The sequence below is a fragment of the Dyadobacter sp. genome (assembly GCF_039919315.1).
Taxonomy (GTDB): domain Bacteria; phylum Bacteroidota; class Bacteroidia; order Cytophagales; family Spirosomataceae; genus Dyadobacter.
The window spans coordinates 51,280-65,497 of the sequence record NZ_JBDSFX010000046.1 but is presented as its reverse complement, the minus strand read 5'-3'; the positions used below and the strand labels follow the sequence as shown (position 1 = coordinate 65,497).

Sequence of the window (14,218 nt, the reverse complement as noted above, 5' to 3'; positions counted from 1 at the left end):
TTTACCTGACCTGATTTTTTTCCTATCCTAACCCTTTCATTCATGTTACAAAAAATTGCGCTCCTGTTCCTGGTGACAGCCGGAATCATGAACAGCTTTTATGCGTCAGCGACTATCCCGGATTCTTCCCTAGTGATCAAAAAAACGACAGATTTCAAAGTAAACGGCGAAGGCAATGCAGCCAACTGGTCAGCAGCGCAATGGTTTGACATTACCGTTCAGAAGGGCCCGAACCAACCCGGGCCGGGCAAAGCATTCCCGACCAAAGTAAAGATCATGTATTCCGAGAAAGGCATCTACTTTCTGTTTGACTGTACCGACCAGCGGCTTACTGCTACCATTATGGAAGATTTCGGCGCATTGTTCAAGGAAGACGTCGTAGAAGTATTCCTCTGGCCGGATACTGCAGTCCCTATTTATCTAGAATACGAAGTTTCACCGCTTAATTACGAGCTACCAATACTGGTACCGAACATGAATGGCAAGGCACAAGGCTGGAAACCATGGCATTATGACGATCGTAACCGGGTCCAACATGCGACGAGCGCGCAAGGTGGGCAAAAGAAAAGCATGGCGGCAGTGGAAGGCTGGAAGGCCGAGTTTTTCATTCCATATGTGCTAATGAACCCCATAGTGCCCTCCATTCCCAAATCGGGCACGAAATGGCGGGGTAATTTTTACCGCATTGATTACGATTCCGAAACCGCATACTACTCCTGGCAAAAAACCGGCGGCAGTTTCCACGAATTCAAAAAATTCGGCACATTGATTTTTGAATAAAACAGGATATGAGCAAAAAGGTAGCCCCTACGGGGTAATGAACAATGTGCCATAAAAAAATATAACTCATTGCAATTCAATTAACAGGTAGCCCCTACGGGGCATGTTGCCGGATACTATGCGCCGGGGCTACAAACAGGGTGCCTCTCTGAGGCATTAATTTGCGATAAGGCACCTAGGTGCTACCTATTTGTGAAAAGGCGCTATGCAACCGCGAAGCGGCCACCTATTTGTAGAAAAGATCATGCTGACCGTACAATGCTTGCCCCCGAGGGGCTACCTAACTATAAAAAAGATCATCACGACCGCACAATATATGCCGCAGAGTGGCTACCTGTTTGTAAAAGACAATGATAACCGTACGATGCATGCCCCCGAGGGGCTACCTAATTATAAAAAAGATCACGACCGCGCAATATATGCCGCGGAGCGGCTACCTGTTTGTAAAAGACCATGATAACGGTACGATGCATGCCCCGTTGGGGCTACCTGTTTATCCGAAATGTTTATTACATGAACACAAAACATATCAAATGCCTGCAAACCACCCATATCATATAAACATTCCAAACAATTCAATAAACAACCATTTCACTGACTAAACCATGAAACAAACCATTCTTACATTCGTCTGTTTACTGACCGCAATGATAACTTTTGCACAAACTTCCAAAACCAAAGAGATCCTGTACATAGGTACCTACACGCAAAAAGGCGAGGGCATATATGTGTACGAGTTCGACCGCAGCGACTACTCTTTCAAGGAGTTACAGGTGATTACGAGCAAAACCAGCCCGTCATTCCTGGAATTCCATCCCAATAAAAAGTACCTATACGCGGCTAATGAGGGCAATAACACCGTGTCATCCTACGCCATCGACCAGGCTACTGCGAAACTGACCGCATTGAATGCACAGCCATCATTAGGCAAAGGTCCTTGCCACGTCGCCGTGGACCCGAAAGGCCGGTTTTTATATGTTTCCAATTACGGCAGCGGGCAGCTGGGCGTATATCTGCTGAACCCCGACGGTACGATCGGCGCAGTGGCAGACACGATCCAGGACAAAGGAAATCCTTCCCAAAAGCCTCATATGCACTCCGTTATCCCCTCGGCAGATGGTAAATTCATTTATGCATCCGACCTCGGTATTGACAAGATCATGGTGTATTCGGTGGACCAGAAGACTGGACAACTGACTCCTGGCGCAGTACCTTATGCGGAAGTAAAAGCAGGCGACGGCCCGCGCCATTTTGCGATCCATCCCAATGGAAACTTCGGCTATTCCGCCTGCGAGCTTGCGTCGGTTGTCAATTCATTTTCAATTGTGAAAGGTTCCGGTGCATTGGTTCCTTTGGAGCGCGTTACCATGCTTCCGGGTGATTTTACAGGAAAAAGTTATGCGGCAGACATTCATTTTTCACCCGACGGTAAGTTCCTTTACGCTTCCAATCGCGGTCACGAAAGCCTTGCTATTTACGGAGTTAACGCAAAAACCGGCAAGCTAACTGTCGCCGGACATGCTGAAACGCACGGAAAACATCCACGTAATTTCCTGGTGGATCAAAAAGGTGAATTTGTGATCGCTACCAACCGTGATAATGATACTGTCGTGTTTTTCAAGAGAAATAGTTCGACAGGCCAATTGACTTATACCGGGAAAGAAATTAGCATCCCTACCCCGGTTTGCGTAAAGCAGCTTTTCCTGAACTGATCCAAGTCCAGTGTCACCAGTACACATTCCCCGCGATAAGCATTGAAATGACTGCCTGAGAACCTCATTTCAATGCTTATCGCTTCCATCTGATCGGCTTTTTTCTCGCCGTAACCGATTACGTGATTCTTCTTCGTATTTAAAACAACACCAAATAAAATATTACTATTTTAATTTTTCGCGAAAAATTAGTCTGCATTCAAATCAAAATCGTAATATTGCCAATTCACTCCCGGCATCTGAAAGCAAAGAATAAATCACAGGAATTACCGATACCTTTTTAGCAATTGCAGTTTATGATTAACGGCCAGGATGACTTACTTCTCATTTCGCTGATCAAACAGGGAAACAACCGTGCGCTAGACAGTCTTTTCCGAAAATACTATCATTCACTCTGCCGTTTTGCCACCTACCTCAGCAATCGTACCGACCTCGCGGAGGAAATCGTAGCCGATGTATTTTTCAGGATCTGGGAAAAAAGGGAAAGCATTACCGTTGAAAAAAACGTTCGCTCCTACCTGTTCACCGCCACGCGGCATACCTGTATCAACTACATGAAGCAGGAAAAGCACATTATGGTGGAACTGAGCGAAGATTTGATAGAAAACACGCCCGGCCCGGACGACGAACTGATGTACCACGAGCTGGAATCCCGCATTACTGACCTGATCAATTATCTCCCCCAAAAAAGAAAAGCAATTTTTCAGCTGAACCGCTTCGAAGGCTTCACCTACAATGAAATTGCAGAAATCCTTTCCCTTTCGTCCAAAACGATAGAAAATCAAATGGGTAAGGCTATCAAGCAATTGAAACTTCTGCAAAAAACTTATCAGATATAAAAAATATTCTGACAGGATGGGGGTACTCCCATTTTTTATTTGTCCTAACATTAGAAAGCACCCAATTTGATGTCTGACCACACACCATGGCCTTTGATTGCCAAATATTTAGCTGGCGAATGTAGCCCGAAAGAAAAACTGGCTATGGAATGGTGGCTTGAAGATTATGATAACCACCAACTGTTTAACCAGATACAGTCTGCCTGGCAAAATGAACAAGAACCGGCACCCGAACCTGAATTCAATGCAGAAAGCGGGCTGGCACGGCTTAATTCAATGATTTCAGAGGCCGACAGCAGTATCGACGAACCTGTTGAAAAACGCTTTAACTATTTCAAAATCAGCTCCTGGGTGGCCGCAGCCAGCGTGGCTGTACTGATAGGGCTGGGTTATTTTTTTGTTGGTAAAAACAATGAAAAGAAAACCCATACCCGACTGGTTTACACTGAAAAAGTAAGTGGAAAAGACCAAATCGTAAACCTGACGCTACCAGACGGATCCCAGGTATGGTTGAACAAAAGCAGTAAAATCGCATTCCCGAAAGCATTTGAAGCAGACCAAAGAGAGGTTTATTTGGAAGGAGAGGCATTTTTTGAAGTAGTACCCAACCCCTCCAAGCCATTTATCGTGCACAGCGACAAAGTTTCGACGAGAGTACTGGGCACCTCATTCAATGTGAAAGCTTATAAAGGACAGGAACTGGCATCCGTGTCGGTAGCGACGGGGAAAGTGGAGGTGAGTAAAGAAATTGAAAGGGGAACACCCATCAAGGTCACACAACTCACACCGCAGCAGGAGCTGGTCATTAACACTGAAAAAGACGAAACGTATATTGATATCGTTAGCACGTTTGACATTGGCAGCTGGCGGAGAGAGCAACTGGTGTTCAGGAACAACACCTATACCGAAGTAATCGCCAGTCTGGAAAAGCAGTATAACGTGACTATTGAGGTAAAAAACAAAGATCTCAATCATTGTAGGGTAATGGCCAGCTTCAATGAGGGTGCGAACCTGAAAAGTGTTTTAGAATTGTTAAGTATCTCCAACTCATTCCGTTACAAGATTGACGGAACCCAGGTTACCATCCTGGGCGGTGTTTGCAGATAGTATAGAAATCATCAAAGTATCCTATAACAGGCCAGGCGGCTGGCACGCGTAAATGGCTATTTACCGATCAGAATTTGTGTGTAAAATTCCTAAATCCCTCAGTTCAATTTAACCTTTTATCATTACCCAATCGTATGAGACAAATGTTACCCGCACAACCGCCACATGTCGTCAGCCGACAGTGGCAATTTATTACGCTAATGATCGCATTACTGCTGATCGTGAGGCCCGTATTCGCCATGGGGCCTGGTTCGACACAGAGCATTGAGGAAGTAAAGATTTCACTTTTCCTGAAAGATGCCAGCCTGCAAAAAGCATTTATTAGCATTGAAAAAAAGAGTGATTTCAAATTTGTAACGAGCATTGAACGCATTGACAAAAAGAAAAGAGTATCGGTTTCCATTGAAAATAAAACGGTAAAAGAGGTACTGGAAACCATACTGGCGGGTACCGGATTGGGATACACGCAGATCAATAATAACATCATCATCAACAACAAACCCGTTTCCCGGGCAGCTTCCGTAGAAAAAGTCGAGGCACCTGCTACTGCCCAGACATTGGATAAGGAAGTTGCCGGTACCGTTAAGGATACAAAAGGTGCGGGCATTCCCGGTACCAATATCCTGGTGAAAGGTAGTACCGTTGGCACCAGCACCAATACCGACGGAAAGTTCTCTATCAATGTTGTTGATGACAATTCGGTGCTGATATTTTCTTCAATCGGCTACATCAGCCAGGAGATTACCGTGGGGGGCCGCACATCGATCGACATTGTTTTGCAGGAAGATGTTAAAATATTGGGTGAAGTGGTGGTCACCGCTCTTGGTATCGAAAAAGATGCAAAAAGTGTAACCTACGCGCAACAGAATGTGGGCGGCGAAGAACTTACACGGGTGAAAGATCCTAACATGATCAACTCGCTGGCGGGTAAGGCTGCGGGTGTGGTGATTACCAAAGGTACCGGCGGCCCTGGTTCGTCTTCCAAGGTGCTTTTGCGTGGTAACAAATCTATTACCGGCAATAACCAGCCATTATATGTGATTGACGGTATCCCGATGAATGCTGCCAACAGCGCACAGGGAACGTCATTATTCGACACCCGGGATGCCGGTGACGCGATCTCGAACCTGAATCCGGAAGACATTGAGAACATTAGTATCCTCAAAGGTGCTTCTGCTGCTGCATTGTATGGAAGCCAGGCGGCGAATGGTGTGATCCTGGTTACTACCAAAAAAGGCCGCAAAGGATTTTCATCGATCAATTTCTCCTCAACCGCCAACTTCGAGAACCCGATTGCGCTGCCACAGGTGCAAACTACCTACGGACAAGGGTACGGCGGCGTGGCTAACACGGCTGTCAATGATAGCTGGGGGCCCAAGATCACCAATGGTAGCGACAAACATTTGAAAGACTTTTTCCAAACGGGCAAGACCTTCGTAAACAGTCTTTCGATTACAAATGGGAATGATATCGGCCAGTTTTACGTGTCCTACGCCAATACCAAGGCCAATGGTATCGTGCCTGAGAATGATTACAAAAGACATAACATTAACCTGCGCGGCACGACTCAGTTGTTCAACAACAGACTTTCGCTCGACGCTTCTGTGAATTATATCGAACAAAAAGTTTACAATCGTCCGCAAGCCGGATTCTATTTCAGCCCTATTTTCAGCCTTTATCTGTTCCCTACCGGCGATGACTTCTCCAAATACAGTGGTAACAATTACCAGAAATGGGACCCTTCCCGATTGATGAACGTGCAGAACTGGCCTTACATTAAAAACGAAGCGAGTTCCAATCAAAACCCATACTGGCTTGCCAACAAAAACCAGACAGATCAGTTCAGAAGCAGGACAATCTATGCAATGTCAGCCAAATGGGCAATCACTGATTGGCTGAATGTACAGGGACGGGCAACTTACGACAAGGTTCAGGACAGCTTTGAACTTCGCCAGTATGCTTCCTCCGATGCTACATTGGTGGGTAGTAATGGTGGTTACCGCAAAAATCTGACCAATACGGATCAGTTGTATTCTGACATTTTGCTGAGCGGGACCAAAACATTTGGTAAAGACCTGTTTTTGTCTGCTACCCTCGGTTTCAGCAACACGCAAAACACTTTTTACGATCTGAATCTGGGAAACAATGGCGCTACCAACACATTGTCCTATCCTAATTATTTCTCGGTGTACGCTTTGCAAAGCCAGACTGGTCAGGGATTTTTCAATGCAACTGAAAGTCTTCAAAAGAGACTATCGCAAGCATTTTTCGGAACTGCAACGGTTGGCTACAAAGAAACGGTGTTCCTGGATGTGACTGCCAGAAAAGAATGGTCTTCCACGGTGAACCAGTCGTTCTTCTATCCATCCGTCGGCGTGTCTTACGTTTTGACTGAAAATCTGAAACCCAGCGACATCCTGTCATTTGCCAAAATAAGGGCTTCGTATGCAGAGGTAGGTAATGCGTTACCATTTGGTTTTGCCAACTGGACCCCACCCTATTCACTTTCCAATGATGAAAATGTGAACGGACGCAGCAACCTGCCTTTCTTCAATGGAAATGATACATTGAATCTGAAACCGGAAAGGACCCGTTCCTACGAGATCGGTACTGAGTTGAAATTGTTCAAAAATAGGCTGAATGTGAATTTCACTTATTACAATGCAACTACTTACGACCAGGTTTTCCAGATCCTTGCCCCTCCCGGTTCAGGCGCAACCAACTTCTATATCAATGGTGGTACGATCCGCAACAAAGGATTTGAGTCAACGATCAGCTACAATGCTGATTTGGGCGGAGGTCTCAGCTGGACACCGGGAGTTAACTTTTCAAGAAACATCAATCAGATCAGAGAACTCAGCAACTTACTGACTGCGAACTGGTTCGTTTTACAAGCGAGTGGAAGTACCAGAATGCTGCAACTGTTTTTGACCAAACCAGGCATTCCTAATCTGGGCGGCCGCGAGTATGGTTCTTATGGTGATATGTTTGGTAAAACCTACCAGCGAGACGATAACGGCAACATTAAGTACAATGAAACCACTGGCCTGCCATTGCTTTCCGCCGGAACCGACCAGTACCTGGGCAATGCTAACCCTAAATTTCTGATGGGTTTCACGAACCAGTTCAAATACAAAAATGCAACCCTTTCGTTCCTGGTTGACGGACGTTTCGGAGGTAAAATAGCTTCGATGACCGAGCAGTGGCTGGATTTCAAAGGTATATCCAAGAGATCAGGCGATGCCCGCGACGCTGGTGGCGTGATGGTGAACGGCAAACAGATCCCTGCTGAAACCTACTACAACTTCATCTCAGGTAAAGGTGATGTTGCCGCGGCGGCAGAAGAGTACATGTTCAGCGCTACCAATGTTCGTCTGAGAGAACTGGCGCTGGGTTATACATTCCCGAAAGTATCGAAAGCGATTAAAGATATCAGCGTTTCCTTCATTAGCAGAAACCTCTTCTTCTTCTACAAAGACGCACCGTTTGATCCCGAAGTGAGCATTACCACTGCCAACAGCATGCAGGGAATGGAAGGATTCAGCATTCCTGCGACCCGTTCCTATGGTTTTACCGTTCGTGCAACCTTCTAACTATCATTCCAATGAAATTTTTCCTCGATAAACATAAATTCAGTGTTCTGGCCATGGGCTGCCTGCTTTCCGTAGCGACCTCTTGTACAGACTATATGCAGACCCTGAACCAGGACGACAAACTGATCACGGACGAAGACCTGGTGCAGGATGCAAATGAAGGCGGGATTTTGCTTCCGCTGATGATGAACCGCATCGTGGCTACGACTACGGCCGTTCAAACCCAGCAAAACCTGCAGGCAGAATCATTTGCGGGTTACCTGGAAACGCCTACCCCGTTCCTGAACAATGAAAACACGACCACGTATTTCATGGTAGACGGCTGGAACAACACGGCATGGAATACATCCACCCAGAACGTGATGGACCAATGGCTGCAAATGTGGAAGAAAGGTTACGAAACCAAGTACCCCGACTTGTACGCCATTGCCCTGATCATTAAAGTAACAGCCGCGCATCGCCTGGTGGATACATTCGGGCCTTATCCCTATACCAAATACGGGACTTCCGCGCAGGTAACATTTGACTCAGAGGAAGAGGCCTACACCGCTTTTTTTGCAGATCTCGACAAAGCCGTGATTGCATTGAAAGCCGCAGAAGCTGCCAACCCGAATGCAGATAAAGCACGTTTCTTGAAATGGGACAAATCATCATTATTGGGTGAATATACCAGCTGGATCAAGCTGGCCAATACTATAAAACTGCGTCTGGCGATGCGGATATCGAAAGTAAAACCTGCTCTGGCGAAAACAGAGGCAGAAAAAGCGGTGGATCCGGCGAATGGTGGTTTGCTGACGGACGTTGGCTTTTCGATCGTTCCGACGACCACCAATCCATATTATACGATGGCCAATGCATGGTCTGACACGCGCATGTCGGCAGCGGTTGAGACTTTCCTCAAAGGATTTGCAGATCCTCGCTTGCCGGTATATGCCGTGGCAGCTACCGATAAGGCAGTAGCGGGGCAGATCAAAGGCATCCGTGCAGGTTCTGAACGTCCGGATAAGACAAGGTACCAGTTTTATTCTCTTCCCAATGTGTCTACCACTGCGCCTGTAAAACAGGTAGACGTTGCGGAAAGCTATTTTCTGAAAGCCGAAGGTGCGCTCAGAGGATGGAATATGGGTGGAACCACACAGTTTTTCTATGAAGAAGGCATCAAAGCCTCGTTCAAAGCGAATGGTGCGAGCGGTGTGGAGGGATACCTCACCGGGAACACTACCCAGATTCCCTACATTGACCCGAAAAATACGGCCAACAATTCGCCAGCCATGACCAAGATCACCGTAAAATGGAACGAGGCCGATAACTTCGAAACCAAGCTGGAACGCATCATTACCCAGAAATGGATCGCACTATACCCGGAAGGGACCGAAGCCTGGTCGGAGTTCAGACGAACGGGTTACCCGAAACTGTATCCGGTGGCGGTGACCAAAAATCCTGACCTGCCGACGGGTACATTCATCAAACGTTTGACCTACCCTTCCGCCGTGACGAACTCGGGTGGCGACGCAGTGAAAGCCGCAGTAGCTGCTTATCTGGGCGGAAAAGACAGCGCAGCAACACCGATTTGGTGGGACGTAGAGTAATTCGGAATAAAAAGCCTTCAAAATCAACAATGACCAAACTTTATTTTTTAAATTTCCAGTATTAAAAAAAATAATCTTAGCAAACAGAGTATTACCAGATATTTCCTGCATCCTTTCTCTGTTAGTATGTCAAAGTTGTTTTGAAAAGCCATTATCACATTTATTCAGCCCTTTAACCGTTATGATAAACCGTAGAGATTTAATCAAGCATTTATCCACTTTTCCGCTTCTCGGTGGATTTTTGGGACAAAACAGCCTGGAACCCGCCAGCTTTGTCGCCAAACTACCCGTGAGGAACCTGGCCAAAGAACTAGGCATCCGTACTTTTATTAATGCTGCGGGTACCTACACGATGATGACCGGATCACTGATGCAGGATGAGGTGGTCGAAACCATTCAGGGGGCCGCTAAGGATTTTATGATGCTGGATGAAGTCCAGACTAAGGTAGGCGAAAAAATTGCTGCGCTTACCCACGCAGAGGCTGCCGTTGTTACAGCAGGTTGCTTTTCAGCATTGACGCTGGGGCTTGCTGGTGTACTGACTGGCATGGACCAGAAAAAAGTAGAAGCATTGCCGCACCTGGAAGGTACCGGAATGAAATCAGAGGTTATTATTCAGAAAGGACATAACATTGGTTACTCGCATGCATTGACTAACACGGGCTGCAAGATCATACAGGTGGAAACATTGGAAGAGCTTGAAAAAGCGATCAATGAAAAAACTGCTATGCTTTGGTTCCTGAACATTCAGGCTGACAAAGGGCAGGTAATGCATGAAAAGTTTATTGAAATTGGCAAAAAGAATGGCATACCTACCATGATCGACATGGCAGCTGACGTTCCGCCGGTGGAAAATCTCTGGAAATTCAACGACATGGGTTTCGACCTGGTTTGCGTTTCAGGAGGAAAAGCAATGCGCGGACCTCAGAGTGCCGGAATATTAATGGGTAAAAAACACCTAATCGACGCAGCAAGACTGAGCATGCCGCCGCGCGGATCGACGATCGGACGTGGTATGAAGGTGAATAAAGAAGAAATCCTGGGCATGTACGTGGCGCTGGATAACTTCGTCAAAATGGATCATAAGAAAGAATGGAAAATGTGGGAAGACCGCATTGCCCACATTGCCAATGCCGCCAAAAGCGTGAATGGTGTCACCACTGACGTAACCGTTCCTGAACTCGGCAACCATACCCCTACCTTGAAAGTATCGTGGGACCCTGCGAAAGTGAGTCTGGCAGTGAAAGTGCTGCAAGAGAGCCTGCGCAAAGGAAACCCTTCGATCGAAATTATGCCGGCGGAAAACAATTCGCTGACAATCACTGCCTGGATGCTCAAATCGGGCGAGGAGAAAATCGTAGCGTCCAGATTAAAAGAAGAACTGTCGAAAGCAGTAGTTTAAATATGTACAGTAGAATGCTATTCCTAAGCCCTACTTTTTCTTAAAAAATGAAGCACAAGTCCATCGCTATCCTTCTTCTGGTGTGTTTGCAAAGTTTTGTTTCAAATGCACAAACTTATAGTGTACTGATCAAAGGCGGAACGGTCATTGATCCCAAGAATAACCTCAACCAGGTCATGGATGTGGGTATTTTCGAAGGGAAGATCAAAAAGGTTGCCAAGGACATTGATCCGAAGGAAGCCCGTCAAGTCGTTGACGCAAAAGGAATGTACGTCACTCCCGGACTGATCGATATCCATGGACATGTGTTTTTCGGCACCGAGCCAAACCATTATCTCAGTAATGGTTTGGTCGCGCTGCCGCCCGACGGTTTCACTTTCCGCGTAGGCGTTACCACCATCGTGGATGCAGGCGGCGCTGGCTGGGATTCTTTCTCTGAATTCAAAAAGAATGTTATTTTCAGTTCAAAAACGCGGGTACTATCATTCCTCAACATTGTGGGTGAAGGTATGCGCGGCGGTAATTACGAGCAGGACACTGCGGATATGGACCCGAACCTGGCCGCAGGAGTTGCCATTAAAAACAGGAATGACGTGGTCGGTTTTAAAGTTGCACACTTTATAGGCGGTGACTGGAAACCGGTCGACAATGCTGTAAAAGCAGGTAAGCTGGCTAATATGCCGGTTATGATTGATTTTGGAGGGAATAACCCTCCGCTTCCGCTCGAAGAACTGTTCATGAAACACCTTCGTCCGGGCGACATTTTTACACACGCATATACATTACTCGAAGGCAATGTGCGGGAAACGATCGTGGACGAATCGGCCCAGAAAGTAAAACCATTCGTTTACGAAGCACGCAAGAAGGGGATCATTTTTGACGTCGGCTACGGCGGCGCTAGCTTCAATTATTCACAGGCCATTCCAGCGGTCAAAGCAGGATTTTATCCCAATACCATCAGTACCGACCTGCATACGGGCAGTATGAATGGTTCGATGAAGGATATGCTGAGCATTATGTCCAAATTCTATGTCATGGGAATGGACCTGCCAGCGGTGATCAAAGCCAGTACCTGGGCACCGGCGCAGGTTATTCACCGCGAAAACCTGGGCCATATCTCTGAAAATGCGATCGCAGATGTTGCTATCTTCTCCATGAGAAAAGGCAATTTCGGTTTTTATGACAAAACCGGTTATAAAATGGAAGGCAAAGAAAAACTGGAATGTGAGATGACAATCATGGGAGGTAAGATTGTGTATGATTTAAATGGAATTGCCAAGCCGATATATTTGAAATGAGTTATTAGCTGTTAGCCATTAGCTCTTTTATTTTTTGGCGAAAAAGCTAAAAAACTAAAAGCTAACAGCTAACAGCTAAAAGCCAATAAACCCTAACCCCTATGAACAATAAACGCTTAAAATGGTCCGCCTCGCTACTGGTGCTGTTTGCATTGGGATTTACGCAGCGTTCTGATCAGCAGGAATTGCCTGTTAATACCAAGAACGGCGGTTTGTTTTTGCCGGATGGATTTGAAGCCACCGTCGTAGTCGACAGCTTGCCAGGTCGCGCGCGGCATCTTGCGATCAATGATAATGGTGATATTTATGTAAAAGCGCGATTTGCCGACAAAGGCGAATCCGTCATTGCATTACGCGATACCAACAATGATGGCCGTGCCGATATCATCAAGCGTTTCGGCGGCGCTGCCAAGGAGCGGGCATATGGTACTGCCATGCGTATTTACAAGGGATATTTGTATTTCAGTTCCGAACTGGTGGTGTACCGTTACAAACTGACACCAGGCCAGCTCGTACCTGAAAGTGAGGAAGAAGTGATCCTGACCGACGACCACCCGCACGGTATGCATGAGCACATTGCGAAGCCATTGACATTCGATAACAATGGTTTCATGTATGTTCCTTTTGGTGCCAATTCCAATGCGTGTCAGGTAGATAACCGTACGCCGGGCTCGCCGGGGATGACTCCTTGCCCTATCCTGGAAGATCACGGCGGTATCTGGAAATTTGATGCTAACAAAGTCGGCCAACATCAGAAAGACGGCGTGAAATATGCTACCGGCCTCCGCAGCGTGGTCGCCCTTGACTGGAATTTTAAAGACAATAATCTATACGCCGTACAACATGGCCGTGACGACCTGCTTCGCTTGTGGCCACAGATTTACAATGGCTGGCAAAGCGCAATGCTGCCGTCCGAAGAATTTTTACGGATCAAAGAAGGAACGCACGCGGGCTGGCCTTACTGCTACTGGGACCAGATGCAAGGCAAAAAGGTACTAAACCCGGAATATGGCGGCGACGGTAAAATTGTTGGCGATTGCGATCAGTACGAAAAACCATTGATTGGTTTCCCCGGCCACTGGGCGCCGAATGACCTTCTTTTTTATCAGGGAAATCAGTTACCGGATCGTTATAAAGACGGTTCATTCATTGCATTCCATGGTTCTACCAACCGCGCTCCGTACCCGCAGTCGAGCTACTTCATTGGTTTTGTTCCATTCAAAAATGGTGCGCCATCCGGCCCATACGAAGTTTTCGCAGACGGTTTCGCAGGAATTGACCCGATCGTGAATGTCAGCGACGCAGTTTATCGCCCGATGGGGATTGCCATGGGGCCGGACGGTTCTATTTACATTGCTGAGACTGAAAAAGGAAAGATCTGGAAAATCACTTATAAAGGCGATAAGAAGAAGTTTGCAAAAACTGCGCTTGCCAAAATGGAAAAGAGAAAATCACTGGCACATATACGCACACCCGATTTTGTGAATGACAATCTGGATAAGGACAAGCCGGTAGCGGGCGGCAAAGTGTATAGCGTTTATTGCGGTGCTTGCCACCAGCGCAACGGCATGGGCGATTCGCAGCGTTTTCCTCCACTAGGCGGTTCTGAATGGGTAACCGGCGGTAAGGAAAGGCTGATCAAGGTAGTGCTGAAAGGATTGGATGGCCCCATTGACGTTAAGGGCCAGTCGTATAACAATGTGATGCCGCAGCACAGCTTTTTGAAAGACGAGGAAATTTCGGAGGTACTGACCCACATCCGTAGCAATTTTGGAAATACGGCCGATGCTGTCACCATTGAAGAAGTTAGTAAAGTACGGGCGTCGCTCGATAGTTTGAAATAATGCTTTTCTCCTTCCAACCTGTTTAAGCGGATATTACTCTCCGGCAATTGAGTG

General features: G+C 46.7%; 10 protein-coding genes. All 10 read left to right on the top strand.

What is annotated here, in order from left to right; translation table 11 throughout:
* Nucleotides 1–42 precede the first annotated feature (42 nt).
* The 10 genes from ABIO93_RS12295 (at nucleotide 43) to ABIO93_RS12250 (ending at nucleotide 14,164) form a co-directional block, all read left to right on the top strand.
* Nucleotides 43–780, top strand: a complete 738-nt coding sequence (locus ABIO93_RS12295) for a carbohydrate-binding family 9-like protein (protein WP_348067967.1) — start codon at nucleotides 43–45, stop codon at nucleotides 778–780.
* 205 nt (nucleotides 781–985) lie between these two features.
* Complete coding sequence (locus ABIO93_RS12290) at nucleotides 986–1,237, top strand: hypothetical protein (protein WP_348067965.1); 252 nt, start codon at nucleotides 986–988, stop codon at nucleotides 1,235–1,237.
* Between the two features lie 148 nt (nucleotides 1,238–1,385).
* The gene (locus ABIO93_RS12285; RefSeq protein WP_348067963.1) at nucleotides 1,386–2,492 is read left to right on the top strand and encodes a lactonase family protein; all 1,107 of its coding nucleotides are present in this window, start codon (nucleotides 1,386–1,388) and stop codon (nucleotides 2,490–2,492) included.
* 296 nt (nucleotides 2,493–2,788) lie between these two features.
* Nucleotides 2,789–3,331: an RNA polymerase sigma-70 factor gene (locus ABIO93_RS12280; protein ID WP_348067961.1), complete on the top strand. Its 543-nt coding sequence runs from the start codon at nucleotides 2,789–2,791 to the stop codon at nucleotides 3,329–3,331.
* A 69-nt stretch (nucleotides 3,332–3,400) separates the two neighbouring features.
* Nucleotides 3,401–4,438 (top strand): FecR domain-containing protein, encoded by a 1,038-nt coding sequence (locus ABIO93_RS12275; protein WP_348067959.1) that lies wholly within the window; start codon nucleotides 3,401–3,403, stop codon nucleotides 4,436–4,438.
* Nucleotides 4,439–4,638: 200 nt separating this feature from the next.
* Nucleotides 4,639–8,031 carry a SusC/RagA family TonB-linked outer membrane protein gene (locus ABIO93_RS12270; RefSeq protein ID WP_348067957.1) on the top strand — a complete coding sequence of 1,131 codons (3,393 nt, stop codon included), beginning with the start codon at nucleotides 4,639–4,641 and terminating at the stop codon, nucleotides 8,029–8,031.
* An 11-nt stretch (nucleotides 8,032–8,042) separates the two neighbouring features.
* Nucleotides 8,043–9,620 carry a SusD/RagB family nutrient-binding outer membrane lipoprotein gene (locus tag ABIO93_RS12265; RefSeq protein ID WP_348067955.1) on the top strand — a complete coding sequence of 526 codons (1,578 nt, stop codon included), beginning with the start codon at nucleotides 8,043–8,045 and terminating at the stop codon, nucleotides 9,618–9,620.
* A 181-nt stretch (nucleotides 9,621–9,801) separates the two neighbouring features.
* Nucleotides 9,802–11,022: an aminotransferase class V-fold PLP-dependent enzyme gene (locus ABIO93_RS12260; protein WP_348067953.1), complete on the top strand. Its 1,221-nt coding sequence runs from the start codon at nucleotides 9,802–9,804 to the stop codon at nucleotides 11,020–11,022.
* Between the two features lie 47 nt (nucleotides 11,023–11,069).
* A complete protein-coding gene (locus ABIO93_RS12255) occupies nucleotides 11,070–12,320 on the top strand; it encodes an amidohydrolase/deacetylase family metallohydrolase (RefSeq protein ID WP_348067951.1) in 1,251 nt (416 codons plus the stop codon).
* A 101-nt stretch (nucleotides 12,321–12,421) separates the two neighbouring features.
* On the top strand, nucleotides 12,422–14,164 hold the full coding sequence (locus ABIO93_RS12250; protein ID WP_348067949.1) for a c-type cytochrome: 1,743 nt from the start codon (nucleotides 12,422–12,424) through the stop codon (nucleotides 14,162–14,164).
* Nucleotides 14,165–14,218: the final 54 nt, after the last annotated feature.